The following is a 24,976-nucleotide window of genomic DNA, read 5'->3' on the forward strand; positions in this document are numbered from 1 at the left end:
CACGCCGGGTGAGCGCAAATTGGCAGCGCGTGGGGGAATCAGATGCGTGTGAGCCGGACGCGCAAGCGTGGCGTCGCACCGGACGAACGCCGCGTTATCGTCCAACGGAATGACGCGATGTGATTGCGGAGAGGGAAAAACTTACAGGAACAGCGCGCCGACCAGCTCCGTGCGATTCGACACGCCCAGCTTCCGATACATCCGCATCAGGTGAGTCTTGATCGTCGGTTGCCCGAGCGCGAGGTCGCGCGCGATCTCCTTGTTCGAGCGGCCGTCGCGCACGAGCCGCGCGATTTGCTCCTCGCGGTAGGTGAGCCGTTCCTCGCAGGCGATCCGATGAATCCCGCGCCGGGCGCGCAGCAGTGGGCTCAGCGCGGCTTCGGCCACCGGCTGCAGACGCGCGAGCGCGTCGATCTCGCCGGGGGCGAACCGCCCCGCCGTGCCGTTGCCGTGCGCGTCATCGAGGCCGAAGCGCAACAGCGAAAACGCGCCCACCGTGCGGCCCGCGTCGCGCAGCCAGATTTCGACGACGTCGGCCACGTCGTGCCGACGCAGGAAACGGGTCCAGTACGCGGACGCGCCGCGTCGTTCGTCAGGCAATTGAGACGCGAGCGTGACGACCGCGCTTTCGCCGGCCGCGCAGCGCGACGGATGCAGTGGATCGAGCATCCGGTAGCGCGCGACATAGGTACGGTGCATCGATTCCGGCATCCCGAACAGTTCGAAATCGGCTGCCTCGCCGCCCTGGTCGAGCCGGTAGAACACGATTGCGGACGGGCTCGCGAATGCGTCGAATGCGTCCACGCACGCGCGCAGCGCGCGTTGCCAGTCGGCGGGAGCGTGGTCGGCGGGAGCGGAGAAGGTCGGCATGGGGATCGGCGGGCACGCGAAGGCGTCGAATCTCGACGGCCTTGCCAGCCTAGTGGCGCCGAAACGCGCCAGTGAGCGCAAATCGGCAATTCGTCCCGGGGCGGCCAGGGCGGCCGGTTCGACCGGGACGATACGGACGCGCGAAGGAACCCGCGCCTCGTTTCAGCGAGCGTTCGCGGCGAACGTGTCGCAGGCGCTCACCTCGCCCGACTCCATCCCGCGCCGCAGCCAGTACACGCGCTGCTCGCTCGTGCCGTGCGTGAAGCTTTCGGGCACGACGTAGCCCTGCCCTTGCTGCTGCAGCCGGTCATCGCCGATGGCGGCCGCCGCCTTCAATCCCTGCTCGAAGTCGCCCGGCTCCATCAGCCGCTGGTTCGCGCGCTGCGCGTTGTTCGCCCACACGCCGGCAAAGCAGTCGGCCTGCAGCTCCATCCGCACCGACAGCGCGTTCGCGCGCGTCTGGCTCGAGCGCCGGCGCGCGGCGTCGACCTTGTCGGCGATGCCGAGCAGGTTCTGCACGTGATGGCCGACTTCGTGCGCGATCACGTAGGCCTGCGCGAAATCGCCGCCCGCGCCGAAACGCTTGCGCAGCTCGTCGTAGAAGCCGAGATCGATATATACGTTGCGGTCGCCCGGGCAGTAGAACGGCCCCATCGCGGTCTGGCCGGTGCCGCACGCGGTCGGCGTCGAGTTCGTGAACATCACGAGCTTCGGCGGTTCGTACTGCGCGTGCAGCTGCGTGTTGAACACGCCCGTCCACGTGCGTTCGATATTGCCGAGCACCTTGCGCGTGAACACCGCGCCGGGATCGTTCGCCGGCGCGCCCTGGTGCTGGGTCGGCGCGGGCTGCGCCTGCTGCTGGCGGCCCTGCAGCGCCGATGCGCCCTCGAGCACGACGCGCGGGTCGATCCCGAAGAAATACGATGCGGCCAGCGCGATCACGATCGTACCGATGCCGATCGTCGCGCGCCCGCCGCCGAACCCGCCGCCGCGTCGATCCTCGACGTTGGCGCTTTCTCTTTCGTCGTCCAGCCTCATTGCCGGCCCCTCCCTGTTCTTGTCGATGGTCCGGCCGCGTCAGCGCGCAACCGGGCGATACGCCGTGGCGACATGCGCCGTCGGCGGACGCGATACCTGCGCATCGGACGCCCGTTCCCGTCGATCCTGCCTGCCGCGCCATTGCTTGGCGCGCCCGTGCCGGCCGCACCATTCGTACGACGGAATCGGCCGGCCGACGCGGCGCGCGTGGTCGCGCACGGCCGCTCACGCTATTTTGCCGGGCTTTCGCGGCTTATCGCAAAAATGTGGAGGATAGAGCGATTCGGCGGCGGACATCGTCAGCCTTTGCAAAATGGGCCACGGTGGCCGCGCCTGGCCGTCCGGACGGCGCCCGTTCATCCTTTCGGCGGATACCGGCACGTGCCGGCGCCGCCTAAAGTAGCCGGAACGCATCTTCCCGGAGCACGACATGACACACCCGCCACCCCGTACGATCGCGATCACCGGCGCCGGCACCGGCATCGGCGCCGCGTGCGCGCGACGCTTCGCCCGCCGCGGCGAGCGCCTCGTGCTGATCGGTCGCCGCCAGGCGCCGCTCGACGCACTGGCTGCCGAAACGGGCGGCCTCGCGCTGGCCGGCGACGCCGCCAGCCCCGCCGACTGGGCCGGCTTCCTGCCGCGCATCGCCGAACGCTTCGGCCGCATCGACGCGCTCGTCGCATGCGCGGGCGGCCATGGCATCGGCCGCGCCGACGAAACCGACGACGCGCAGTGGCGCGACGCGATGCACGCGAACCTCGACACCGCATTCGTCAGCGCACGCGCATGCCTGCCCGACCTGATCGCGCAGCGCGGCAATATCGTGCTGGTCGCGTCGATCGCGGCGCTCGCGGCAGGCCCCGGCGTATGCGGCTACACGGTCGGCAAGCACGCGCTGCTCGGGCTGGCGCGATCGCTCGCACGCGACTACGGCCCGGACGGCGTGCGCGCGAACGCCGTCTGCCCGGGCTGGGTCCGCACGCCGATGGCCGATGCGGAAATGGCGCCGCTGATGGCCGCGCACGGCGATTCGCTCGACGATGCATACGCACGCGTGAGCGCCGACGTGCCGCTGCGGCGCGCGGCCGATCCCGACGAGATCGCGGCCGTCTGCGCGTTCCTGGCATCGCCGGACGCGTCGTTCGTGACCGGCGCGACGCTCGTCGCGGACGGCGGCGCGATGGTCGTCGACGTGCCGACGCTCGCATTCGGCCGGCTTTGACGCCGCAGGAACGCGTCACGCGTGCCTGACCGCTTCCGAATCCATTAACATCGTCCCGATCCGCCGCCTGGCGCGGCCCTGCCTCACCGTTCGGAATGCGATGAACATCCGGTTTCTGGAAACCTTCGTCTGGCTCGCGAAGCTGGAAAACTTCCGGCTCACGGCCGAGAAACTGCACACGACGCAGGCGGCCGTGTCGAGCCGCATCGCATCGCTCGAGGAAGCGTTCGACGTGCGCCTGTTCGACCGCAACACGCGCTCGGCCACGCTCACGCCCGCGGGCCGGCGCATGCTGGCCTACGCGGAGCGGATCGTGCGCCTCGACGGCGAAATGCGGCGCGACATCGATGCGGCGAGCGACGCCGGCCTGATCCGGATCGGCGTGATCGAATCGATCGTGCACAGCTGGTTCCCCGCACTGATGGCGCAACTGCGCGAGCGCTATCCGCGCCTCGACGTCGAGATCACGAGCGACACGACGCTGCACCTGATTCGCCTGCTGAGCACCGACGGCGTCGACCTGATCCTGCAGACCGATCCGGTGCCGGGCCCGGACTTCACGAACCTGCCGCTGGGCGAATTCCCGGTGCGCTGGGCCGCGAGCCCGCGCCTCGGGCTCGGCGGCCAGCCGCTCGACGCCGCGCGCCTGGCCGGGTTTCCGATCATCAGCTTCTCGCGGCACTCGGGGCCGCACGCGACGATCGAGCGGCTGTTCGCGGCGGTCGAACGGCCGGCCAGCATCAATTGCATCACGTCGGTCGCCGCGATGATCCGCCTCGTCGCCGACGGGCTCGGCGTGGCTGCACTGCCGCCTGCGATCATCGGGCGCGAACTGCATGAGGGCACGCTCGAACTGCTCGACGTCGAGCCCGAATTCCCGGCGCTGCCGCTCGTCGCGACGTACCGCAGCCAGGGGCTGCCGGTCGCCGCGCGTGTCGCGGAACTCGCGAGCGAAGTGGCGCGTGCGACGGCGGCTGCCGCGAACCTCGCGAAGCCGGCCGCCTCCGATCGCGTCGACGCAACGCCCGCGCGCAGGGCAACCGCGACAAAGACGAATACGCCCGCGAAAACGAAGCCGAAGCGCACGACGAAAGCCGCCTGGCCCGCCGCGCCTGCCGCAACACGGCGCCCGCGCCGCTCATAAGAAAACCTGTTCACCGCGAATTTGTTTTCTTGTTGGACGGGCACGGGCCGTCTTCAGGACACTGGGGTTCCCGACCTACCCGTCACGAGGAACGCCGCGATGACCCGCCTTTCCCTTCCGCGCGGCCAGCTTTGCGTCTGGACGGATATCGACCCCGCGTACGAAGCCGATTTCAACGCGTGGTACGACCGCGAGCACATGCAGGAGCGTGTCGCGATTCCCGGCTTCACGCATGCGCGGCGGTTTCGCGCGACCGACGGCGGCCCGCGCCGATACCTCGCGCTGTACGTGACGGACGCGCTCGACGTGTTCCGCGGCGAGGCGTACCGACGCGCATTCACGCAGCAGACCGCGTGGTCGCTCGCGAACTTCGAACGCATGACGGGCACCCAGCGGCGCGTCGGCGAACTGACGATCGAGGCCGGCGACGGCGAAGGCGCGCATCTCGCGCTCTTCGTGCTGCCGCCGGATCGCATCGACGTGCCGCAACTGCGCGAGGGCTTCAACGCTGCACTGCGGGAACCGGGCATCCACGCCGCGCGGCTGTTCCGCACCGCGCCGGACTTGTCCGCACCGATCGGCGCCGCGGCGGCCGCCCGGCCCGCCGCCGATGCGCTGGTGCTGATCGAAGGCAGCGACGCAGTAGCCACGCGCCGCGTGACCGCCACGCTCGCCGGACACGACGACGTACGCACCTTCGAGCTGCTGTGGCGCGCCGCCGCACCGCTGCCGGCTGCGCACCGCGAGGCCGAAGCCGAACCGGCCACCGCTGCCGCGCTGCCTGCCTGAACGCTCGACGCCGGCACCCACGCCGGCCCCGTCACCCGTCACGACCTGCCCGATACCATGAGCACTCTCGCCCAGCCCGCCGCCCACACGCCCCACCGTGTCCGCAACAGCCGACTCGCGACCGCGAGCATGATCGGCACGTCGCTCGAGTGGTACGACTTCACGATCTACAACACGCTCGCCGCACTCGTTTTCAACCATCTGTTCTTCCCGTCGGTCGATCCGCTGGCCGGCACGATCCTCGCGTTCTCGACCTATGCGGTCGGCTACGTGTCGCGCCCGCTCGGCGGCTTCGTGTTCGGCAACCTCGGCGATCGCATCGGCCGCCGCGCGGTGCTGATGCTCACGCTCGTGCTGATGGGCGTGACGACCGCGCTGATGGGCGCGCTGCCGACCTATGCGCAGGCCGGCATCCTGAGCCCGATCCTGCTCGTCGCGCTGCGTTTCGTGCAGGGCGTCGCGCTCGGCGGCGAATGGGCCGGCGCGGTGCTGCTGTCGGTCGAGCACGGCGACCAGAAACGGCGCGGGCTGTCCGCGTCGTGGACGCAGATCGGCCCGTCGTTCGGCACGCTGCTCGGCACCGGCTGCATCGCGCTCGTCACGCTGTCGACCACGTCCGACAGCTTTCTGTCGTGGGGCTGGCGCGTGCCGTTCGCGGCCAGCGCGCTGCTCGTGGCGTTCGGCTTCTGGGTGCGGCGCGGCGTCGACGAAACGCCGCAGTTCGAGCAGCTCGCCGAATCGCACGCGACCGCCGAAGTGCCCGTCGCCGACGTGCTGAAGTACCACTGGAAGCGCCTGCTGATCGCGGGCGGCTCGCGAATCGGTTCGGACGTGCTGTATGCGCTGATCGTCGTGTTCACGCTGACCTACGTGACGACCGTGCTGCACCTGTCCCGCCCCGTCGCGCTGACGGCCGTGATGATCGGCACGGCCTGCAACGCGCTCGCGGTGCCGTTCTTCGGCGCGCTGTCGGACCGTTTCGGCCGCCGGCCCGTGTATCTCGCCGGCGCCCTGGCCGGGATCGTGTGGGCGTTCGTGTTTTTCACGCTGCTCGATTCGGCGCGCCCCGTGGCGATCGTCGCGGCCGTCGCGATCGGCCTCGTGATCCATGCGGTGATGTACGGCCCGCAAGGCGCGTTCGTGACCGAACAGTTCCCGACGCGCGTGCGCTACGCGGGCTCGTCGCTCGCGTACACGCTCGCCGGCATCGTCGGCGGCGGCTTCGCGCCGCTCGTGATCGCCGCGCTGTTCCGGCAGACGGGCACGACGACGGCCGTGTCGCTGTACGTCACCGCCGCGCTCGTCGTCACGTCGATCGCGCTCGTCGCCGCGCGCGAGACCGCGCACCGGCCGCTCGCGGATTGAGCGTCGCCGCCAGCCGGTTCATTCCCTTGCACCTCGAACGGATATCCGCATGCCAACCCTGTCGTTCAACGTGATTTCCCTGCACGGCGCGCCAGCCGCCGTCGACGTCGATATCGAACGCGTCGTGATCGCCGGCTGGGCCGGCCGCGACCCGGCCGCGATCCGCGCGCACATCGACGAACTCGCGGCGCTCGGCGTCGCGCCGCCATCGACCACGCCGTGCTTCTATCGCGTGTCGTCGGCGCTGCTCACGCAGGCGCCGTCGATCGGCGTGCTCGGCGCGCGCTCGGGCGGCGAGATCGAATGCGTGCTGATCGACAGCCCGGCCGGCACGCTGGTCACGGTCGGCTCCGATCATACGGATCGCGAAGTCGAGGCGTACGGCGTCGCCGTGTCGAAGCAGGTATGCGCGAAGCCGCTCGGCCGCGACGCGTGGCGCCATGCGGATGTCGCCGATCACTGGGATGCGCTGGAGATGCGTTCGTGGCTGATCATGCGCGACGGCGAGCGAACGGCGTACCAGCACGGCGCGCTCAGCGGCCTGCTCGCGCCCGACGCGCTGTGGCAGCGGTTCGACGATCGCCGCACGATGCCCGCGCGCTGCGCGATGTATGGCGGCACGGTCGCCGTGCACGGCACGATCGCGACGATGGGTGACGGCGATGCGTTCGAGATGGAGTTGCACGATCCGGTGCTCGGACGCAGCCTCACGCATCGCTATGCAGTCGAGGTGTTGCCGGTCGTGGCTTGACGGCGAGCGGAAAACCGCACGCGACGGGGACGCGGGCGCGACGGCTGTCGGTCGTTACGCCTGTTCCTACCTGTACGGCTCGAAGCAGTGATAGTCCGGGAAGTTGAACTGCGCGTTGCCGCAGTACAGCACACCTGCCAGGTTGGTACACCCGCTCAATGTGAACATGATTGCTCCCGCAACCGACATTTTCCACCCGAAATACCCCATCGCGCCCCCGTTTTCGCCTTATCGGTATCGACCGACATGATGCGCACCGGACGCACGCGGGTATGTGGAGAATTGTGGTCCCGGGGGCACTTCGGTTTACCGTGACACGTTTCCGCGCGCGGGCGCCGCCCGTGCTCCCCGCCGTTGCTCACCCGAGACACCCGAGCCCCGCCAGCGTCGCCTCCACCGCCGTATCGAGCGGCGTCACCGGCTCGCGGCCAAGCACCGCGGTCACGCGCGCGTTGTCCATCCGGATCGGTTCGCGCCACAGGTAACGCATCTCGAGCAATTCGCGCAGCGTCGTGACGAACGGCGCGGCCGCCCACACGAGCCACCACGGGAAATCGCGCAGCGCCGGCCGCATGCCGTGCCGCTGCGCGACGCGTTGCACGGCCTGCGCCATCTGCATGCCGTCTTCATCCCAATGCCCGCCCAGATGGAAACGCGCGAACGGCTCCAGCGTCTCGCGCCGCTCGATCAGCTCGAGCATCGTGCGGGCCACGTCCGGCACATACGACCATTGATGGCCGACGCCGCGGCTCGGCACGCTGATGGTCGCGACGGGCCGCCCGGGCTTGATCAGCCCCTGCGAGAACCAGCTGTTGCCGAGCTGCGGCCCGAAGAAATCGCCGGCGCGCACGACGATCGCCCGCACGCCGTGCACGCTGGCGTCCTGCAACCGCCGCTCCAGTTCGACGCGGATCGCGCCCTTGCGGGTCGCCGGATGCTGCGGCGCATCTTCCCGCAGCACCGGAAACGCATCGGCGCCGAAGTTGTAGACCGTGCCCGGCAGCACGACGGTGGCTTGCGCGGCCCGGGCCGCCGCGATCGTATTGTCGATCATCGGCAGCACCTGCGTGGCCCAGTTCCGGTATCCGGGCGGGTTCACCGCATGCACGATCACGCTGCAGCCGCGCGCGGCGCGCACCACCGCATCGCGATCCAGTGCGTCGCCGCGCATCCATGCGATGCCGTCGCGCTCCACGACCTCGGCATCGAGCCCGCGCTTGAGCGCCCGCACCTGCCAGCCCGCATCGCGCAATTGCCGTGCGACTTCCCCGCCGATCCCGCCGCTCGCACCCAGCACGAGTGCCTGCCGTTGCGTCCCGCCTGCGTTTGCCAACATTGCCGCTCTCCTTGAATGGCGTCATCACGACACGCATTCTGGCGCGCGGGCCACTAGCAAGGAATTGCCGAACCTGGCAGATCGGCTATACATTTATGCATGACCACCGATCTGAACTGGGAACGCTACCGCACCTTCCTCGCGGTGCTGACGGAAGGCTCGCTGTCCGGCGCGGCGCGCGCGCTCGGCATCACGCAGCCGACGGCCGGCCGCCATGTCGCGGCGCTCGAAGCCGCATTCGGCCAGACGCTGTTCACGCGCTCGCCGTCGGGCCTGCTGCCGACCGAGGCCGCGCTCGCGCTGCGCGGCCACGCGGAGGCGCTGCGCAGCGCGGCGGCCGCGTTCGAGCGCGCGGCGGCCAGCCATGGCGCCGGCGTGCGCGGCATCGTGCGGATCTCGGCCAGCGACGTGATCGCCGTCGAGGTGCTGCCGCCGATGCTCGCGCAGTTACGGCGCGACCATCCGGGGCTCGTGATCGAACTGGTGCCGACCGACCGCATCCAGGACGTGCTGAAACGCGAGGCCGACATCGCGGTCCGGATGGCGCCGCTCACGCAGGACGCGCTCGTCGCGCGGCGAGTCGGCGACATCGAAGTCGGGCTGTATGCGCGCGACGATTACCTGGCGCACCACGGCGCGCCCGCGACGAGCGACGCACTCGCGCATCACGCGCTGATCGGCTTCGATACGGTCACGCCGTTCATCCGCTCGGCGGGGCGCGGCATGCCGCTCTGGAAGCGCGACGCGTTCGCGCTGCGCACCGACAGCAATCTCGCGCAGCTCGCGATGATCCGCGCCGGCTACGGGATCGGCTTCTGCCAGACGGCGCTCGCGAAACGCGACGCGCGGCTCGTGCGCGTGCTGCCTGACGGGCCCGCGACGCGGCTGGAAACCTGGGTCGTGATGCACGAAGACCTGCGCACGAGCCCGCGCTGCCGCGTCGTGTTCGATGCCCTCGCCAACGGGCTGCGTGCGTACGCGGACGGTGAAGCCACCGAGTAGAAAGCGGCGGCCGTGAATCGCGCAGGCCGCGCTATTCGTAGATTTTTCCGGCGAACAGGATGTCGGCGATCCGCCGCCACGGGTTGTCCGGCACGTCGTAGAAACGCAGCCCCTCTTCCGACGCCTCGGCCCAGTCGATCATCGCTTCCAGGTACTCGCCGATCGACCGGTTTTCCCAGCCGAGCGCGGCGTGCGCGTACGGCGACAGCGGCGAGTCTGCCTCGAGTTGCCGCTCCGTGTGCCAGTCATGGCCGAGCACGCGCAGGAAGTGGATCAGCGAACGCTCGTCGACCACGCGCTCCAGCGCATCCTGCAGCTTCGCGGCCATCTCGCGCTTCAGTTCGTCGTTCATGCCTGTGGTCCCCCTGGCGCGCCTCTCGTTACGCGCCGTCGCGTGTCGCGCGGCATGGTTTTACATCAGCAGTTGACGCGACAGCACCTCGCGCGCCTGGGTAACGGTTTCGCGCTCGCCCGGCAGCGGCGGCGTCAGCGAAAACACCGCGTCGGGCAGCGGCGGCAGCCGGTATTTCGGGCCGAGCCGCATCAGGCCGTCGCCAATCGCCGACGCGCACAGGCAGCCGACTCCCAGCCCCGCCGCGAGCATCGACTGCAACCCCGCGACACCCGACGCGCTGTGCACGAGCACGTACGGCGTGTGCTGCTCGTCGAGCGAGCGCACCGCGACCTGATGCATCATGCAGTCGTCCGGCAGCAGCACCAGCGGCAGCGGCTCGGGCAACTGCTCGGCGAGCGCCGGCGACGCGACCCACGACAGCGGTTCGCGCCGCAGCACCCAGCGCGTGTCGGCCGACACCGGCCGGAACGGCCCGCTCGACATGTTCATCACCACGCCGAGATCGATCTGCCCGCGCGCGTGCGCCGCTTCGATCTCCGCGCTCTTCATCGCGCTCACGTGCAGGCTCAACTGCGGGTAGCACTCGCGCAGCCGCGCCAGCATGCCCGCCACTTCATTCGTACGGTAGTAATCGGTGATCGCGACGCGCAGCTCGCCCTTGATCGCCTGCCCGCGCAGTTCGTCGAACGCGGCCTCGTTCAGCGCGACGATGCGCCGCGCGTGCTGCAGCAGCCGCGAGCCGGCCGGCGTCGGCTCGACGCCGCGCTTGCTGCGCACGAACAACGGCACGCCGGCCCGCGATTCGAGCTTGCGCACCTGCTCGCTGACCGTCGATTGCGACAGGTGCAGCAGCGGCGCGGCGGCCGTCAGGCTGCCGGCGTCCGCGACCGCCGCGAAAGTGCGTAACTGATCCAGGTCGAAACCGCGCATCGCCTCCCCCATCCATCGAATAACCCGATGGATGCTACCACTCTTTCCCGCTTTTCCGAATCATGAGCGATATCCAGAATAAGGGGTCAACGGCCTGCCTGTGTCGATCGCATACCCGGCCCTCATTTTTTGGATCCTGCTTTCCTCATGACGAACCACACCCTTGCTCCCCGCGCGCCGGCCGGCGCGACTGCCGCGGCGATGCCGCGCAGCCGCCACGGCTGGGCGCTCGTGGTCCTGCTGGTCGGCGCCATTCTGCCGCCGCTCGACTACTTCATCGTGAATCTCGCGCTCCCGGCCATTCGCGACGGCATCGGCGCGCGCCAGGCCGAGTTGCAGCTCGTCGTGTCGGCCTATGCGTGCGCGAACGCGGTCGTCCAGATCACCGGCGGGCGTCTCGGCGACCTGTACGGACGCAAGCGCATGTTCATGGTCGGCATGGCCGGCTTCGTGCTCGCGTCGACGCTGTGCGGGCTCGCCGGCAACGGCACGGTGCTCGTCGGCGGCCGCGTGCTGCAGGGCCTGTTCGCCGCGATCCTCGCGCCGCAGGTGCTCGCGACGATCCGCAGCGTGTTCAGCCCGCAGGAACAGGTGCGCGTGATGGGCTTCTACGGGTTCGCGTTCGGCCTCGCGGCCGTGATCGGCCAGCTCGGCGGCGGCGCGCTGATCAGCCTGCATCCGTTCGGGCTCGGCTGGCGCGCGATCTTCCTCGTCAATCTGCCGATCGGCATCCTGGCGCTGATCGGCAGCTGGCGCTTCATCCCGGAAAACCGCGCGCCGCGCGGCCAGCGCATCGACGTGCCGGGCACGGTGCTGATGTCGCTGTTCCTGCTGATGCTCGTGTACCCGCTCACGCACGGTCGGGAAGCCGGCTGGCCGCTGTGGATGATCGCGTGCGGCATCGGCGCGCTGCCGATGCTCGGCGCGCTGCTGGCGGTCGAAGCGCACCGGCTCGCGCGCGGCCACGATCCGCTGCTCGACGTGCGGCTGTTCCGCAACCCGGTCGTCGCGCTCGGGCTCCTGCTCGCGTTCCTGTTCTACATGCTGAGCGCGTTCTTCCTGAGCTACGGGATCTATCTGCAGGGCTGCCTGAACTGGTCGCCGCTCGCGTCCGGCTTCGCGATCCTGCCGCTCGGGCTCGGCTTCCTCGCGAGCCCGCTGCTGATGCCGCGCCTCGTCGCCCGCTTCGGCGGGTATCGCGTGCTCACGCTCGGCTTCGCGATGCTCGCGGGCGGCGTCGCGGTCGCCGCCGCGCTCGCCCGCGACGGCGCGCCGGGGCCCGGCTTCTATGCGGGCATCGCGGCGATCGGCATCGGGCAAGGGCTCGTGCTGCCGTCGGTCGTGCGGATCGTGCTCGCGGAAGTCGACACGGCCCGCGCGGGGGTCGCGTCGGGGATGGTCAGCGCGATGCTGCAGATCGGCGCGGCGGTCGGCGCCGCGACGATCGGCGGCGTGTTCTTCGCGCGGCTCGGCGTGCATCCGGCCGCGCTCGATTACGTGCAGGGGTTCAGGGCGTCGATGTTCACGCTGACGATCGTGTTGCTGGGCTGCATCGCCTTGTCGATGGCGCTCGGGCCACTGCATCGGCGGCTGCATGCGCATGCGTGACGGATACGCGGGACGGAAATGGCCGCGTCAGTCCAACGCCGGCAACCGATGCGGCGCATGCAACGCATGGCCGCTCGCCGGCATCCGGTTTATTCGCGATGCTCGCGCTGTGTTTGTCGCGCCTCCCATTCGGCCAGTTCGACGCGATAGCGCGCGAGCGCTTCGTCGTACAGGTCGAAGACGCACGGCGAACAGCCGCTGTTGCAGCAGTCTTCCAGTTCGGGTGGGATAGGCGGGGTCGGACGGGGATCGTCGATGGACGGATCTCCGGAAACTGAGTTCGGCACGGCGTGGTCCGGTAACGTGGAGTGGAGAGTATAGGGCGAGACGGGCCGCCGCCGCGTTCGGCCGGCCGCGCCGAGCGTCTCTCCCATCCCGACCGCTGATCGAGATCGCGGCCATCGTCGAGATTCCGCTGGCGCGGTTTCGTCGCGCCAGGATGGCCGTGTGAAAGGCATCAGGCCCGCGTGAAAACGCGCGCCGGCCGCTATATTCCCGACCGGCGCGCGCTCATGCTCCCCCTCGCGCTTACTTCGCCGGCGCGCCCGGCTTCACCGCCCCCGGCTTGTCGGCCAGCGGCTGCCACGCGGCGCCGAGCGAATACCAGTCGACGCGGCGCGTGAGCGTCATGATGCCGGCAAGGATCGCGAACAGCAGCAGCGAACCGAGCATCAGCGCATTGTCTTCCGACAGCAGCAGCCCGTAGAGCGCGGCATACAGCACCGCGAGCAGCGCCGTGAACGTCGCGCCGCGCTTCACGCTGTGCAGCACGAACGACAGGTAGAAGCCGAGCAGCCCGATGCATGCGCCGCTCGCCGCGAGATACGCATAGCCGAACGCAATGTGCTCGGACAGGCTCAGCAGCAACAGGAAGAACAGCGCGAGCGACAAGCCGACCAGCGCGTACTGGATCGGGTGAATGCGCAGCCGCTTGACGAGCTCGTACATGAAGAAGCTCGCGAACGTGAGCATCACGAACAGCGCACCGTATTTCGTCGCGCGTTCGGCCTGCAGATAGACGTTTACGGGTTCGATCACCGACACCGACGCCATCTCGATCTCGCCCCCGCCGTTGCCGGACGCCACTTGCTCGCGCGCCTTCGTGTTGAACGACGTCACGTGCCAGTTGCCGACGAAACCGCGCGCATCGATCGTGCGCTCGGCCGGCAGGAATTCGCCGCCGAAACTCGGATGCGGCCACGTCGATTTCAGCGAGAAGTCGTTCTGGTCGCCCACCGGCGCGAACGCGACCGATTCGGCGCCCGCCAGCGGCAGGCCGATGCTGAACGGCACGACCGCCGCGCCGGCGTTTGCGTCCGCCAGCGCCGCGAGATCGACGTTCGCATGCACGCCCTGGCGCAGGCTGTCGAGCCGCGTGCCCTGCTCCACGTCGATCCGCTTGCCGCCGATGCGCAGGTCCGGCTGCGCCTTCAACCCGCGAAGGTCTCCGATGCCGAGCGCGACATACGCGCCGTCGATCTTGAAGCTCACGTGGCCGTCGGCCTGCGGCAGCTTCTTCAGGTCCGGCAGCGGCAACGTGCCCGTCACCCGGCTGTCGAGCGCGTACACCAGTGCCTTGTGGATGCCGCGATAACGCACGCTGACCGACAGCGTGCCGTCGACGTTCAGCGTCTTCGGGAACACGAGCAGCCGTTTCGTCTCGCTTTTCAGGCTCGTTTTCGCCTTGCCGCCGGCGCGCACGTCGTCGCTCACGCGCGTGACTTCCGTGTAACGGACGACGAGCACCGGCCCCGTCACCGTCTGCGGCCCCGCGTAGCTCGCCCAGATGCTCTGCAGCGCGCTCTGCCGATAGTCGGCGCGCTCTCGCACGATGCTCTGGACCATCTGTAGCGGGATCAGGATCGCCAGCGCGAGGAACGCGGTGATCATGGACTTGAACAACAGGACTCGATTCATGGCTGGCAAGTACCGGGATGGAAGGTACGGTCAGCATGAGCGGCCCCGGTGAAGGCCGATTGAAGCCTGTGTGAAGCGAATGTGTGGCGAGCGTGAAGCGCAGTCAGCCGGCCGACGGCAGCGTGAGCGTCGCGCACGCGCCGCCTTCCGCGCGGTTGGCGAGCGCGACCTGACCGTGGTGCAGCATCGCGACTTCGCGAACGAAACAGAGCCCGAGGCCCGTACTGCGATCCTGCCCGTCCGGGCGCGGCAGCGAATAGAAGCGTTCGAACACGCGCGACAACGCATAGTCGGGCACGCCGGGGCCGTCGTCCGCGACGCGCACGACCGCGACGTACGCCCTGCCCGCCGGCTGCCGCTCGAGCGCGATCCGGATCGTGCTGCCTTGCGGCGCGAAATCCAGCGCGTTGTCGAGCAGGTTGACGAGCGCCTGTCGCAGCAGGAACGGATCGCCGTCGACGACCGGCGCATCGGCCCCGTCAGCCGCATCGTTCGCGTCGATCCGCAGGCTCACGCCGCGCTGCCGCGCGCGCGGCTCGATATCGTCGACGAGCTGTTCGAGCACCGGCCGCAACGCGACCGGTTCGTGCACCGACAGCCGCTGCTTCTGCTCGACCTCGGCCAGCGCGAGCAGCTTGCGGATCATCTGTTCGAGGCGACCGGCCTGGCGGCGGATGTTCTCGGTGAAGCGCCGGCGGTTCGCGACCGGCATGTCTTCCTGCAACAGCTCGGCCGCGCCGCTGATCGCGGCCAGCGGGCTCTTCATTTCGTGCGTGAGCGTGTGGATGTAGGTTTCCACGTACTGCCGGTCTTCCAGCCGCTGATGCATGCTTTCCACCGCGCGCCCGAGTTCGGCCAGCTCGTTCGCGCCCTGCAGCGGCATCGACGCGCGCTCGCCGGCCGCGATCGCGCGCGCATAGCGCTGCAGGCGCCGCAGCCCGAGCACCAGCCACCACGTGCACGCCGCGCCGATCAGGATCGCGCCGCCCATCAGCAACGCGCCGTACAGCATGATCTTGCGCTGGCTGCGCGCGATGAACGGCGCGACCGTCTGGTTCGGCTTCGCGATCGTCAGCACGCCGATGATCTCGTTGCCGCGCCGGATCGGCGCCGCCACGTGCATCACCGTGCTGCCGTCGTCGTTCGGATCGCTGCGCGTGCTGCGCGCGCCGTATTCGCCGCGCAGCGTCCGGTACACGTCGTTCCAGCGCGAATAGTCCTGCCCGACCGCGCGACCGGACGAGTCGTAGCGGACGATGCCGTGCGCGTCGGTGATGTAGAGACGGTAGCCGATCGCATTCTTCTGGATGCCCCACACGTTCGCGCTGACCGGGCGCTCGTGCAGTTTCCCGAGCTGCCGTGCGAATGTGCCGTCGGCGATATGGCCGTTCGCCATGTCGTCGGCCGCCAGCGTCGCCAGCACCTGCGCGGTATCGACGAGCGTGTCCTCCATCGCTTCGCGCACGCCGGGCTTCACCTCCTGCACGAACACGCGCAGCGTGATCAGCGCGGCCAGGCCGACGATCAGGAAAAAGCCGAAGAAGATGCGCAGGCCGATATGCATGGGCGGTGTCGATCGTTACGGTTGCAGCGAATAGCCCATTCCGCGATGCGTGCGGATCGGGTCGCGCTCGGGATCGATCGCGCGCAGCTTGGCGCGCAGCGTCTTGACGTGCGTGTCGACCGTGCGGTCGGCCGAATCGAGCGCCTCGTGCCACACGAGATCCATCAATTGTTCGCGCGAGTAGATGCGGCCCGGATGCCGGACCAGCAGCGCGAGCAGCCCGAATTCATAGCGCGTGAGGTCCAGCGCGTGGCCGAGCCACGCCACACGCGCGCCGTCGGCGTCGAGCGTGAAGCCGGCGGCGACCGGGGCAGGCGCGTCGGCGGGTGCGGGTGCGGGTTCCGCCGTGGCCGCCCGATGGAAGCGGCGCAGGATCACGCGCACCCGGGCGGCCAGCTCACGCGGCGAAAACGGCTTGACGACGTAATCGTCGGCGCCGATCTCGAGCCCGACGATCCGGTCGATCTCGTCGTGCCGCGCGGTCAGGAAAATCACCGGAATGTCGGTGAACGTGCGCAGCCGCCGGCATACCTCGAAACCGCCGAGGTCCGGCAGGCCGACGTCGAGCACCACGAGATCGACACGCGTGTCGCGCAGGCGGTCGAGCGCCGCCTGCCCAAGCGTGCAGTGAACGGTCTGCATGCCGTCGGTGCCGAGGGCATAGACGATCGTGTCCGCGATCGCCTGTTCGTCTTCGACGATCAGGATGGTGGGCTGAGTCATGGTGTCGGGTTCGGGTCGCGCAAGCCGGTGCGACATTGTACGCACGGCCGGCCCCGGCGAGCCCTCCGCCGGCGCACTACGCGACGCGGCCGCTCACCGGAATCGACGCACCGGTGATCGCCTGCGCGCCGGCCGACAGCAGGAATCCGATCGTCGCCGCGAGCTGTTCGGGCCGGACCCAGCGCGAGAAGTCGGCGTCGGGCATGTCCTTGCGGTTCGGCGGCGTGTCGATGATGCTCGGCAGCAGCGCGTTCACGGTCACGCCGCGATCGAGCAGTTCCGCCGCCAGCGCCTCGGTGAGCCGTGCGACGCCCGCCTTCGCGGCCGCATACGCGCCCATCCCCGCGCCGGCCTTGAACGCCGCGCCCGCGCCGATGTTGACGATGCGGCCGGCCTGGCTCGCCACCAGGTACGGCAGTGCGGCCTTCGACGCATTCAGCGCGGTCTTCACGTTCAGTTCGTACATGCGGTCCCACGTGGCGGCATCGCCGTCGGCGATCGTCTGCCACACGAATGCGCCGGCGATGTTCAGCAGCGCATCGACCCGGCCGAATTCGCGGTTGACCATGTCGAGCGCCTGCGTGGCGGCCTGCGGATCGACGAGATCGATGCCGCCGATGCGCAGCGCATCGGCCGGCACGCCGGGCAGCGCCTGCGCCGCCGGGGCCGCGCCGCGGCCGATCAGCGCGACGCGTGCGCCGCGCTCGCCGAGCCACGCGGCCGTCGCGACGCCCAGATGACCGAAGCCGCCGGTAATCGCGACTACCTTGCCTTTGAAATCGGGTTCCATCGATGTGTTCTCCTGGATCGAGCGTGATGGGATGAAATGCCGACAGCGTAGCGCCGTTCACGCGTTCGTGCGCGCGGCGATGAGGGTGCGGCGGCGCAGTTCGTCCGTCGGTGAGCCGTGGCTGGCCGGGGGGAAATCGGCGAACGGTCGACGGGAGATTGGCTGCGAGCCGGGAGCTGCATCGCGAAACGGATCGCCGCTCATACGTCGCGAGACGGGGCGACGCCTGCGCGAGCCCACGAGCACGCGGTCGGACGGCCGGGCATAATGCGCGATGCCCGGCACCCATGGCGCGCGAGGAGGCAACCGGGCTGGCCCGCCCGACGGCCCGGGCCACCGCCGTCTCGCATCCCGAACCTCAACCCGTCAATCCCATGCAAGTACTCGTCATCGGAACCGGCAAGCTCGCCAACGAGTTGCTCGGCTCGCACAAGCTCGACCCGGCCACCTGTCGCGTGATGCCGTGGTCGGACAGCACACGAACCGAGGCCCGGTCGATCGTCGTCCATGCCGGCTCCGGCCGCGAACTCGCCGCGGCGATCGCGTTCTGCCAGGGCACCGCGTCGCCGCTCGTCGAGTTGTCGACCGGCTCCGGCCTCGAAAGCGGAACGTACGGCTTTCCGGTCGTGCTGTGCCCGAACACGAACATCCTGATGCTCAAGTTCATGAGCATGCTGGAAGCCAGCGGCCACCTGTTTCGCGACTGCGACGTCAGCGTGACCGAGTCGCATCAGGCCGGCAAGACCTCGGTGCCCGGCACGGCCGTCGGCATCGCCCAGTCGCTCGGCGTACGGCCGGAAACCGTCCGCTCCGTGCGCGAGCCGGTCGTGCAGCGCAGCGAATTCGGCATCCGCGACGATCAGCTCGGCCGCCATGCGGTTCACCGGATACGCATCGACGACGGCGCCTGCAGCCTGCAGTTCGAATCGCGCGTATCCGGCGATACGCCCTATGCGGATGGCGTATCGCGCATCGTCGAGGCCGTGCGGCAGCACGATCTCGAGCATCGCCGCTATTCGATCGTCGAATTCATCCGCAACGGCTGGCTGTAGTCGCGACAGCGGCGGCCTGCGACACGAGCGCCCATGGCGCGGGCCGCACGCCTGTGCCGGCGAGGCCTCGCCGCGCTCGCCCTCGCTGGCTCGCCGCTACCCGTCTGCCAGCACCGCGCCGCTCTCCGGCAACGTCGCCCCGCCATCGACGACGATCGTCTGCCCGGTGATGTACGCCGCATCGGCCGACGCGAGAAACAGCATCGCGTTCGCGATGTCCTCCGGCTCGCCCATCCGCGCCAGCGGAATGTCGCGCGCGATCTGGGCCGCGACCGACGCGTCGCCGAGATTGCCGGCCGCCGGCGTGCGGATCATCCCCGGTTCGACGCCGTTGACGGTCACGTTGCGGCGCGCCAGCTCCAGCGCCGCCGCCCGAATGAAGCCGTTTACGCCGGCCTTCGACGCCGCGTAATGCGCCAGCCCCGGATAGGCGACGCGCGGCCCCGTCACCGACGACGTGACGAGCAGCCGCCCGGCCCCCGCGCGCTCGAATGCCGGCAACGCGGCCTGCGCCAGCCAGAACAACGCCGACAGGTTGACCGACAGCGTCCGGTCGAGCGTCGGCTCGTCGATCTGCGCGAACGGCGTCAACGGAAAGTACGCGGCATTGTGGATGACGACATCGAGCCGGCCGCCGTCGCGCTCGACTGCCGCGACGAGCGCATCCAGTTCGGCCCGGCTCGCGGCATCGACCCGGTACGCGCGTGCGTCGCCGCCCGCCCCGGCCAGCGCGTCGGCCTGCGCGGCTGCCGCCTCGCCATTCAGGTCGGCGACCGCGACGAACGCATCGGATTCCGCGAAACGGCGCGCGATCGCCGCGCCGATCCCTTGCGCGGCACCCGTGACGAGCACGACGCGGCCGCTGAAATCCGCACGCAAGCGGCCGCCGCCGAGCACGGCGGTCATCGCTGCGCCTCGTCGCCGAGCGGATGCACGGTTTCGTTCAGCACCTGCGCGTACGCGCCGACCGGGAAATTCGACAACGAGCCGAAATCGCTGCCCTGATAGCCGAAGATCTTGCCGTCGGTCTTGTGCTGCGCGAAGTCGATCAGCACGACGCCGAGCGTCGGCACCACCTTCTCGCGCCACACGAACAAGTAAAGCTCGTCCGCAATCTTGAAGTAATGACAGCGGTCGACATCGGCCAGCCCGCCCTCGACGCCCTGCAGGCACTGCCACGCGTAGAAATTCTCGTTCAGGTAGATGTGCTCGTAGCATTCGGTCGGGCTGTAGCGGTACATCGTCCGCTTGCCGATCAGCTCGCGCGTGGGCGCATGCAGCGGCCCCGGCCGGGCGTGGCCGCCGAGCGTGCCGTGCCGGAATTGCGCATCGACGGCCGTCAACGGCAGCCCGCGCGCGACGCGCGTGAACGCATCGATGCGCGTGTCGGCTTCCGTCGGCAGCGTACCGACGACCGACGTCCACACGCCGGTGTCGAGATCGATCACGAGGCTCACCGACGTCGCCCGCGCTGTGGCATCGATGTAGTCGACGAAGTACAGCCCGTCGCGCAGCCGCGTCACGCGGCACGCCACGCGGCCCTCCGTATCGGTCGCCGCATCGCGCCACTGCAGCGCGCCCGCCTCGAACGTATAGACACGCCATGCGCCCGATGCGTCGTCGAGCGTCAGCGTCCGCCCAATGAGTGCGTCGACGGGGGCGAGGACGTTCGCGTCCGGCGCGAAGCCGTCCGCGAGCGCGCCCACCTGAATGAATACCGGATCCTGTCGTTCCACCTGCCCTCTCCCGCGCAGCTTCAGGCCCGGCGGGCCGTGTACGCTGCTCATGTGCACATGGTGCGGGCTGCGCGCGCGGCGCGGTATCGGCCAAAAGGATGAAGGGCGCGCGGCGCCGGAACGCGCTACAGTGCACGTGATCCGCGCCGCCACCGGCGCGAGGAGCGCACATGCACCGTGTCACCCACTACCGACGCACCGGCGAAGGCATCGAGGCGATCAGCCTCGAATCCGATCGCGCGTTTCCGCGCCACGCGCACGACGAATTCGGGGTCGGCGTGATCGTCAGCGGTGCGCACCGGTCGTGGAGCGGCCGCGGGCAAGTCGACGCGCTGGCCGGCGACACGATCATGGTCAACCCCGGCGAGATGCACGACGGCTCGCCGCTCGAGGCCGGCACTGGCCGGCGATGGCGGATGCTCTACCTCACTCCCGCGCTGATCGCGGGCGTCGCGGCGGAAGAAGGCGTCGGCGCCGTCGAGCTCGCGCATCCAGCCGTGCGCGACGCGCGGCTCGCGGCCGCCGTCGGCCGGCTGCATGCGCGCATCGTCGCAGGCGAAACCCAGCCGCTGGCCCGCGACGAAGCGCTCGTGATGCTCGTCGCCGGTTTGCTCGCCCGGCACGCAAACCGCACGCTGCCCACGGCCGGCGTCGCACCGGCGGTCCGCATCGCCCGCGAGCGGCTCGACGCGGCGCCGGCCGCGCCCGTGTCGCTCGCCGAGCTGGCCGACCTGAGCGGCGTCAGCCGCTTCCAGTTGCTGCGCGGCTTCGCGCGCGAGCTCGGCATCACGCCGCATGCCTATCTGGTCGAGTCGCGCACGCGGCTGGCGCGCACGTTGCTGGCCAGCGGCCTGCCGATCGCCGATGCAGCGGCTGAAGCCGGCTTCGCCGATCAGAGCCACCTGACACGGGCGTTCGCGCGCCACTTCGGGATCACGCCGGGGCGATTCACGCAGGCGGGTTAAGTCGCACTGTCCCGCTGCCCTGCGCGCAGCGCGAGGCCGCCGGGCGCACCGCATTCGCAGGCGGTTGCCGCCTCGACGGCGGCCGCGACCCATTGCGTCCGGGCACGTCGACGGCGCCCCGTATTCAACGCCCCACTCTGCTGCAATTTCGTTCAAGACGCCCCGTGCCCGGTACGCGACGATGCGGCGCATGAAGACACGACTGATTGGCTATCTCTATCTCGCCGCCGCGATGGCCGGTGTCGGCAGCACCGTCATCGCGAGCCGTCTCGCGGCGGGCGGCCTGCCGCCGTTCGCGGCCACCGCGCTGCGCTTCCTGATCGCGACCCCGCTGCTGTTCGCGCTGATGCGCGCGCAGCGCATGCGCTGGCCACGCATTTGCGCACGCGACGCCGCGCTGCTCGTGATCCAGGCGGCGGCGGGCGGCGTCGGCTATACGGTGCTGCTGATCAGCGGGACGAAGCTGTCGTCGCCGCTCGATGCGGGCGTGATGCTCGGCACGCTGCCGGCCATGTCGACGCTGATCGCGGCCGTCGTGCTGCGCGAGCGGCAGACGCCGCGCGACTGGCTGGCTGCCGCGCTCGCCACCGCCGGCGTGCTGTTCGTCACGTTCGCGCCAGGCCACGCGATGCCGTCGCTGCAGACGCTTGCCGGGGATGCGCTGGTACTGGCGGCCGTCGCATGCGAAGCGGTCTTCATCCTGCTCAACCGGCGGCTCGCCGCGCCGTTGCCGCCGCTTGCGCTTTCCACCGCGATGTCGGGCCTTGGCTTCGTGCTCGCCCTCGTGCCGGCCGCGTTCGAATGGCATGCGGTGGCGAGCGGCTGGACCGTCGGCGCGGTGTCGGCGATCGCGTACTACGCACTGATTCCGACCGTGCTCGGCTATCTGTGCTGGTATGCGGGTTCGGCGCGCACGAGCGGCACCGAGGCCGCCCTGTTCACCGCGGTCGCACCGGTTTCGGCCGTGCTGTTCGCCGTCGCGCTGTTCGACGAAGCGCTGAGCGGCACGCGTGTCGCCGGCATCGCGCTCGTCGTCGCCGGCATGCTCGTCGGCGCGACGCGACGGCGCGAGCCGCCCGGCGAATCGCGCACGACGCTCGCGGCGCGGGCCGCCACCGACTGACGCGCGTTCATCGCGCCCCGGCGGAAAGGGCAGCCGCGCCCTGCCGTCGCATCGCCTGTCGCTCTCCGTCTTCCCGCCATGCAGCCGGCGACTGCAGGAATGTGTCCGCGCGCCGCAAAACCGTTGCGCACGGCTGCGCAAGATGCAATATTCGCGTGGCCGGCCCCTTTGACCACCCTCGAACGACAATCCGCCAAGCAATGAACAGGAAGGAAGCCAAAACAAGAATCGCGGTGCTGCTGTCCGCGGGAACGAGGAAGGCCGACGCGCTGGCCGAACTGTCCGGACAGGGGCTCAAGGATCGCGTGCTCGCGCACCTGATCGCGTCGCGCCCGGACCCCGAACGCTGCCGCAAGAACAAGGTGCACATCCGGATCCTGATCGCGCTCGGCATCGCCCAGCTGGTCATCAGCCTGATGCTTGCGTACTACTTCTTCGCATCCGACGCCGGCACCGTCCTCGTCACCGTATTCCTTGCGTTGACCGTGCCGCTGTCGCTGCTGTTCATCTGGGGCTTCGCAACCCATCGTGTCGGCGCGTATCACGCGTTCATCGTGTTGTCGCTGCTGCAGATGCCGAAGGCCATCGCCGATCTCGGGCGCGATCCGGCGGCCGCGCTGCCGAGCGTCGCGATCACGGCCGTGCTGGTCGGTTACGTGTGGTTCGTCCGCAACCGGCTGTTCCCCGACTACGGCTGGTTCGCGCCGCGCAAGGTCGACGGCAGCTACGCATTCGTGGAACGCACCTGACGCCGGCGGCGTCGACTCGCGCACAAAAAAGGCGCCGGGCCGCCCCGCCATCGCGGGAAGGCCCGGCGCCTTCTGCATTTCTGCATGCCGGAACGGCTGGCTTACTTGGCCTTTTCAGCCGAATCGCTGATCGCCTGGCCGCCCTTCGAAATGTCCTGGCCCACGCCGGCGACCGTATTGCAACCGGCGAGCGCGGCGGTCAGTACCAGCAGCATTGCAGCAATCGTACGCGTCATTCTCATTCTCCTTGGAATCAACAAGCCCGATCGGGCGAATCGTGTGTGGCGTGGCGCCCGGCATGCTGCCGGACACGGGGCCTGACCTGATTATACGGAGAGCCGCGCCGCGCGCCAGTACGGCCCCGCCGCGTGTCCGGCGCGCCACATCGCGCATGCGCGAAGATTTTTCTTGACTTCATTGCGGCAGGAACTAATATACGCACCGCGTATATTTTCCGCCCAGGAGCCGCCGATGACCGTTCCCCAGCAAGCCTTCCTCCGCGACGCGATGCGCCGCCTCAACATGACTCGCGAGGCCTTCGCGAATCGCATCGGCGTCAGCCGGCGCGCGCTGGATACTTGGCTGCTTCCGGACGATTCGCAGGAATCGCGCGGGATGCCCGAAATCGTCGAGCGTTTCGTGTCGGAAATCGTCGAACGCTCGGCGCCGGACGGGGAGAACTATACGCAAAGCGTAGACAAACAAGGGCTCGCGAAGCAATTCCTGTTCGAAGGCAAGCCGCAATTGATCTCGGTCGACCAGTTCTCGCGGGATTCGGTCGAGGCGCTGTTCCGCGTGGCCGACGTCATGCAGCCGATCGCGCGGCGTCACAAGATTTCGCGCGTGCTCGAAGGCGCCGTGCTCGGCAACCTGTTCTTCGAGGCCAGCACGCGTACACGCGTGTCGTTCGGCGCGGCCTTCTGCCGGCTCGGCGGCTCGGTGTGCGACACGACGGGCTTCACGTTCTCGTCGATGGCCAAGGGCGAATCGATCTACGACACGAGCCGCGTGATGGCCGGCTACGTCGACGCGCTCGTGATCCGTCATCCGGAAAAAGGCTCGGTGGCCGAATTCGCCCGTGCGACCAACCTGCCGGTGATCAACGGCGGCGACGGCCCCGGCGAGCACCCGAGCCAGGCGCTGCTCGACCTGTATACGATCCAGCGCGAATTCTCGCGGCTCGGCAAGATCGTCGACGGCGCGCACATCGCGCTGGTCGGCGACCTGAAATACGGCCGCACCGTGCATTCGCTCGTCAAGCTGCTCGCGCTGTACCGCGGGCTGAAGTTCACGCTCGTGTCGCCGCCGACGCTCGAAATGCCGGCGTACATCATCGATCAGATTTCGACGAACGGCCATGTGGTCGAGCAAACGAACGACCTCGCGGCCGGGCTGCGCGGCGCGGATGTCGTCTACGCGACGCGGATCCAGAAAGAGCGCTTCACCGACGAGTCGTTCGAAGGCTATACGCCGGATTTCCAGATCAACCAGGCGCTCGTCGATTCGGTATGCAAGCCCGACACGCTGATCATGCATCCGCTGCCGCGCGACAGCCGGCCCGGCGCGAACGATCTCTCGGTCGATTTGAACCGCGACCCGCGCCTCGCGATCTTCCGGCAAACCGACAACGGCATTCCGGTGCGGATGGCGATCTTCGCGGTGCTGCTGGGTGTCGAGAATCTCGTCCAGCACTCGATGCGCGATGCGACGTGGCGTCCGCCGGCGTACCTTGGGCCGGAGGATGCCGTGTTTCACGGAATCGATTGAGCTGCGGGCGGCATCGCGCGCCTGAACGCGAAATTGCTTCAGTTCGAGGGCCGCGCGCAGTGACGCAACGCCCCTCCAACGCGCCGGCTTGCACGGCGCGTTGTCATTTTCAGCACCGGCGCCGCAGCGGCTCGGAAATGACGTTGGTATCGACGAGGATCACCACATTTGCTTTCAATG

The 24,976-nt window shown here is 69.3% G+C and carries 25 protein-coding genes; 12 read left to right on the plus strand and 13 right to left on the minus strand.

Annotation, left to right across the window (positions count from 1 at the left end):
* Positions 1-141 precede the first annotated feature (141 nt).
* Positions 142-870 (minus strand): helix-turn-helix transcriptional regulator, encoded by a 729-nt coding sequence (locus AC3IFE_RS34155; RefSeq protein ID WP_489194833.1) that lies wholly within the window; start codon positions 868-870, stop codon positions 142-144.
* A 162-nt stretch (positions 871-1,032) separates the two neighbouring features.
* Positions 1,033-1,908: a KPN_02809 family neutral zinc metallopeptidase gene (ypfJ, locus tag AC3IFE_RS34160; RefSeq protein ID WP_489194835.1), complete on the minus strand. Its 876-nt coding sequence runs from the start codon at positions 1,906-1,908 to the stop codon at positions 1,033-1,035.
* 430 nt (positions 1,909-2,338) lie between these two features.
* Between ypfJ and AC3IFE_RS34165 the strand changes: the two genes are divergently transcribed.
* The 5 genes from AC3IFE_RS34165 (at position 2,339) to AC3IFE_RS34185 (ending at position 7,179) form a co-directional block, all read left to right on the plus strand.
* A complete protein-coding gene (locus AC3IFE_RS34165; RefSeq protein WP_489194837.1) occupies positions 2,339-3,130 on the plus strand; it encodes an SDR family NAD(P)-dependent oxidoreductase in 792 nt (263 codons plus the stop codon).
* A 100-nt stretch (positions 3,131-3,230) separates the two neighbouring features.
* On the plus strand, positions 3,231-4,274 hold the full coding sequence (locus AC3IFE_RS34170; RefSeq protein WP_489194839.1) for a LysR family transcriptional regulator: 1,044 nt from the start codon (positions 3,231-3,233) through the stop codon (positions 4,272-4,274).
* Between the two features lie 99 nt (positions 4,275-4,373).
* The gene (locus tag AC3IFE_RS34175; RefSeq protein ID WP_489194841.1) at positions 4,374-5,063 is read left to right on the plus strand and encodes a hypothetical protein; all 690 of its coding nucleotides are present in this window, start codon (positions 4,374-4,376) and stop codon (positions 5,061-5,063) included.
* A 45-nt stretch (positions 5,064-5,108) separates the two neighbouring features.
* Positions 5,109-6,428, plus strand: coding sequence for an MFS transporter (locus tag AC3IFE_RS34180; RefSeq protein WP_489194934.1), 1,320 nt, complete (start codon positions 5,109-5,111; stop codon positions 6,426-6,428).
* A 49-nt stretch (positions 6,429-6,477) separates the two neighbouring features.
* A complete protein-coding gene (locus tag AC3IFE_RS34185) occupies positions 6,478-7,179 on the plus strand; it encodes a DUF2848 domain-containing protein (protein WP_489194843.1) in 702 nt (233 codons plus the stop codon).
* Positions 7,180-7,537: 358 nt separating this feature from the next.
* On the opposite strand, the gene AC3IFE_RS34190 is transcribed toward AC3IFE_RS34185, so the two are convergent.
* Positions 7,538-8,515, minus strand: a complete 978-nt coding sequence (locus AC3IFE_RS34190) for an NAD-dependent epimerase/dehydratase family protein (RefSeq protein WP_489194845.1) — start codon at positions 8,513-8,515, stop codon at positions 7,538-7,540.
* A gap of 99 nt (positions 8,516-8,614) precedes the next feature.
* Here AC3IFE_RS34190 and AC3IFE_RS34195 point away from each other — a divergent pair, with 99 nt between their 5' ends.
* A complete protein-coding gene (locus AC3IFE_RS34195; protein WP_489194847.1) occupies positions 8,615-9,517 on the plus strand; it encodes a LysR family transcriptional regulator in 903 nt (300 codons plus the stop codon).
* Positions 9,518-9,548: 31 nt separating this feature from the next.
* Here AC3IFE_RS34195 and AC3IFE_RS34200 read toward each other — a convergent pair whose 3' ends face one another.
* Both AC3IFE_RS34200 and AC3IFE_RS34205 read right to left on the minus strand, forming a co-directional pair.
* Positions 9,549-9,869, minus strand: a complete 321-nt coding sequence (locus tag AC3IFE_RS34200; protein ID WP_089470175.1) for a DUF7660 family protein — start codon at positions 9,867-9,869, stop codon at positions 9,549-9,551.
* Between the two features lie 60 nt (positions 9,870-9,929).
* Positions 9,930-10,802 carry a LysR family transcriptional regulator gene (locus AC3IFE_RS34205; protein ID WP_089470607.1) on the minus strand — a complete coding sequence of 291 codons (873 nt, stop codon included), beginning with the start codon at positions 10,800-10,802 and terminating at the stop codon, positions 9,930-9,932.
* Between the two features lie 147 nt (positions 10,803-10,949).
* On the opposite strand from AC3IFE_RS34205, the gene AC3IFE_RS34210 reads away from it, so the two are divergent.
* The gene (locus AC3IFE_RS34210) at positions 10,950-12,410 is read left to right on the plus strand and encodes an MFS transporter (protein WP_489194850.1); all 1,461 of its coding nucleotides are present in this window, start codon (positions 10,950-10,952) and stop codon (positions 12,408-12,410) included.
* A gap of 89 nt (positions 12,411-12,499) precedes the next feature.
* Here AC3IFE_RS34210 and AC3IFE_RS34215 read toward each other — a convergent pair whose 3' ends face one another.
* The 5 genes from AC3IFE_RS34215 to AC3IFE_RS34235 all read right to left on the minus strand — a co-directional run bounded on the left by AC3IFE_RS34215 (position 12,500) and on the right by AC3IFE_RS34235 (position 17,404).
* Positions 12,500-12,697, minus strand: a complete 198-nt coding sequence (locus tag AC3IFE_RS34215; RefSeq protein WP_489194936.1) for an oxidoreductase-like domain-containing protein — start codon at positions 12,695-12,697, stop codon at positions 12,500-12,502.
* A gap of 241 nt (positions 12,698-12,938) precedes the next feature.
* On the minus strand, positions 12,939-14,327 hold the full coding sequence (creD, locus tag AC3IFE_RS34220) for a cell envelope integrity protein CreD (RefSeq protein WP_489194852.1): 1,389 nt from the start codon (positions 14,325-14,327) through the stop codon (positions 12,939-12,941).
* 103 nt (positions 14,328-14,430) lie between these two features.
* Entirely contained in the window at positions 14,431-15,891 is a 1,461-nt protein-coding gene (gene creC / locus AC3IFE_RS34225) for a two-component system sensor histidine kinase CreC (RefSeq protein WP_489194854.1), read from the minus strand.
* Between the two features lie 15 nt (positions 15,892-15,906).
* Complete coding sequence (creB, locus tag AC3IFE_RS34230; protein ID WP_489194856.1) at positions 15,907-16,614, minus strand: two-component system response regulator CreB; 708 nt, start codon at positions 16,612-16,614, stop codon at positions 15,907-15,909.
* A 76-nt stretch (positions 16,615-16,690) separates the two neighbouring features.
* On the minus strand, positions 16,691-17,404 hold the full coding sequence (locus AC3IFE_RS34235; RefSeq protein WP_489194858.1) for an SDR family NAD(P)-dependent oxidoreductase: 714 nt from the start codon (positions 17,402-17,404) through the stop codon (positions 16,691-16,693).
* A gap of 374 nt (positions 17,405-17,778) precedes the next feature.
* Here AC3IFE_RS34235 and AC3IFE_RS34240 point away from each other — a divergent pair, with 374 nt between their 5' ends.
* The gene (locus tag AC3IFE_RS34240; RefSeq protein ID WP_489194860.1) at positions 17,779-18,456 is read left to right on the plus strand and encodes a dihydrodipicolinate reductase; all 678 of its coding nucleotides are present in this window, start codon (positions 17,779-17,781) and stop codon (positions 18,454-18,456) included.
* A gap of 96 nt (positions 18,457-18,552) precedes the next feature.
* Here the strand turns inward: AC3IFE_RS34240 and AC3IFE_RS34245 are convergent, their stop codons facing one another.
* On the minus strand, positions 18,553-19,362 hold the full coding sequence (locus tag AC3IFE_RS34245) for an SDR family oxidoreductase (RefSeq protein ID WP_089470183.1): 810 nt from the start codon (positions 19,360-19,362) through the stop codon (positions 18,553-18,555).
* Positions 19,359-20,192, minus strand: a complete 834-nt coding sequence (locus AC3IFE_RS34250; protein ID WP_489194938.1) for a molybdenum cofactor biosynthesis F family protein — start codon at positions 20,190-20,192, stop codon at positions 19,359-19,361. The genes AC3IFE_RS34245 and AC3IFE_RS34250 overlap by 4 nt, the downstream gene beginning before the upstream one ends.
* Before the next feature lie 170 nt (positions 20,193-20,362).
* Here AC3IFE_RS34250 and AC3IFE_RS34255 point away from each other — a divergent pair, with 170 nt between their 5' ends.
* The 3 genes from AC3IFE_RS34255 to AC3IFE_RS34265 all read left to right on the plus strand — a co-directional run bounded on the left by AC3IFE_RS34255 (position 20,363) and on the right by AC3IFE_RS34265 (position 23,029).
* Positions 20,363-21,157 carry an AraC family transcriptional regulator gene (locus AC3IFE_RS34255; RefSeq protein ID WP_489194862.1) on the plus strand — a complete coding sequence of 265 codons (795 nt, stop codon included), beginning with the start codon at positions 20,363-20,365 and terminating at the stop codon, positions 21,155-21,157.
* 190 nt (positions 21,158-21,347) lie between these two features.
* Entirely contained in the window at positions 21,348-22,280 is a 933-nt protein-coding gene (locus tag AC3IFE_RS34260) for a DMT family transporter (protein WP_489194864.1), read from the plus strand.
* Between the two features lie 200 nt (positions 22,281-22,480).
* Positions 22,481-23,029, plus strand: coding sequence for a permease (locus AC3IFE_RS34265; protein ID WP_489194866.1), 549 nt, complete (start codon positions 22,481-22,483; stop codon positions 23,027-23,029).
* 101 nt (positions 23,030-23,130) lie between these two features.
* On the opposite strand, the gene AC3IFE_RS34270 is transcribed toward AC3IFE_RS34265, so the two are convergent.
* Positions 23,131-23,265, minus strand: coding sequence for an entericidin A/B family lipoprotein (locus AC3IFE_RS34270; RefSeq protein WP_050017418.1), 135 nt, complete (start codon positions 23,263-23,265; stop codon positions 23,131-23,133).
* 235 nt (positions 23,266-23,500) lie between these two features.
* On the opposite strand from AC3IFE_RS34270, the gene AC3IFE_RS34275 reads away from it, so the two are divergent.
* Positions 23,501-24,796 (plus strand): aspartate carbamoyltransferase, encoded by a 1,296-nt coding sequence (locus AC3IFE_RS34275; RefSeq protein WP_089470186.1) that lies wholly within the window; start codon positions 23,501-23,503, stop codon positions 24,794-24,796.
* The last annotated feature ends 180 nt before the right edge of the window (positions 24,797-24,976 follow it).

This window comes from Burkholderia sp. APQ4-4ca (genome assembly GCF_057837105.1).

Excerpts from the sequence above, each read along its gene's own strand:
- AC3IFE_RS34210 (WP_489194850.1), top strand. The coding sequence starts at position 10,950 with ATGACGAACCACACCCTTGCTCCCCGCGCGCCGGCCGGCGCGACTGCC.
- AC3IFE_RS34170 (WP_489194839.1), top strand. The coding sequence starts at position 3,231 with ATGAACATCCGGTTTCTGGAAACCTTCGTCTGGCTCGCGAAGCTGGAA.
- AC3IFE_RS34175 (WP_489194841.1), top strand. The coding sequence starts at position 4,374 with ATGACCCGCCTTTCCCTTCCGCGCGGCCAGCTTTGCGTCTGGACGGAT.
- ypfJ (WP_489194835.1), bottom strand. The coding sequence starts at position 1,908 with ATGAGGCTGGACGACGAAAGAGAAAGCGCCAACGTCGAGGATCGACGC.
- AC3IFE_RS34260 (WP_489194864.1), top strand. The coding sequence starts at position 21,348 with ATGAAGACACGACTGATTGGCTATCTCTATCTCGCCGCCGCGATGGCC.
- AC3IFE_RS34240 (WP_489194860.1), top strand. The coding sequence starts at position 17,779 with ATGCAAGTACTCGTCATCGGAACCGGCAAGCTCGCCAACGAGTTGCTC.
- AC3IFE_RS34255 (WP_489194862.1), top strand. The coding sequence starts at position 20,363 with ATGCACCGTGTCACCCACTACCGACGCACCGGCGAAGGCATCGAGGCG.
- AC3IFE_RS34190 (WP_489194845.1), bottom strand. The coding sequence starts at position 8,515 with ATGTTGGCAAACGCAGGCGGGACGCAACGGCAGGCACTCGTGCTGGGT.
- AC3IFE_RS34265 (WP_489194866.1), top strand. The coding sequence starts at position 22,481 with ATGAACAGGAAGGAAGCCAAAACAAGAATCGCGGTGCTGCTGTCCGCG.
- AC3IFE_RS34245 (WP_089470183.1), bottom strand. The coding sequence starts at position 19,362 with ATGACCGCCGTGCTCGGCGGCGGCCGCTTGCGTGCGGATTTCAGCGGC.
- AC3IFE_RS34165 (WP_489194837.1), top strand. The coding sequence starts at position 2,339 with ATGACACACCCGCCACCCCGTACGATCGCGATCACCGGCGCCGGCACC.
- creC (WP_489194854.1), bottom strand. The coding sequence starts at position 15,891 with ATGCATATCGGCCTGCGCATCTTCTTCGGCTTTTTCCTGATCGTCGGC.
- AC3IFE_RS34200 (WP_089470175.1), bottom strand. The coding sequence starts at position 9,869 with ATGAACGACGAACTGAAGCGCGAGATGGCCGCGAAGCTGCAGGATGCG.
- AC3IFE_RS34155 (WP_489194833.1), bottom strand. The coding sequence starts at position 870 with ATGCCGACCTTCTCCGCTCCCGCCGACCACGCTCCCGCCGACTGGCAA.
- AC3IFE_RS34235 (WP_489194858.1), bottom strand. The coding sequence starts at position 17,404 with ATGGAACCCGATTTCAAAGGCAAGGTAGTCGCGATTACCGGCGGCTTC.
- creB (WP_489194856.1), bottom strand. The coding sequence starts at position 16,614 with ATGACTCAGCCCACCATCCTGATCGTCGAAGACGAACAGGCGATCGCG.
- AC3IFE_RS34205 (WP_089470607.1), bottom strand. The coding sequence starts at position 10,802 with ATGCGCGGTTTCGACCTGGATCAGTTACGCACTTTCGCGGCGGTCGCG.
- AC3IFE_RS34270 (WP_050017418.1), bottom strand. The coding sequence starts at position 23,265 with ATGACGCGTACGATTGCTGCAATGCTGCTGGTACTGACCGCCGCGCTC.
- creD (WP_489194852.1), bottom strand. The coding sequence starts at position 14,327 with ATGAATCGAGTCCTGTTGTTCAAGTCCATGATCACCGCGTTCCTCGCG.
- AC3IFE_RS34185 (WP_489194843.1), top strand. The coding sequence starts at position 6,478 with ATGCCAACCCTGTCGTTCAACGTGATTTCCCTGCACGGCGCGCCAGCC.
- AC3IFE_RS34195 (WP_489194847.1), top strand. The coding sequence starts at position 8,615 with ATGACCACCGATCTGAACTGGGAACGCTACCGCACCTTCCTCGCGGTG.
- AC3IFE_RS34275 (WP_089470186.1), top strand. The coding sequence starts at position 23,501 with ATGACCGTTCCCCAGCAAGCCTTCCTCCGCGACGCGATGCGCCGCCTC.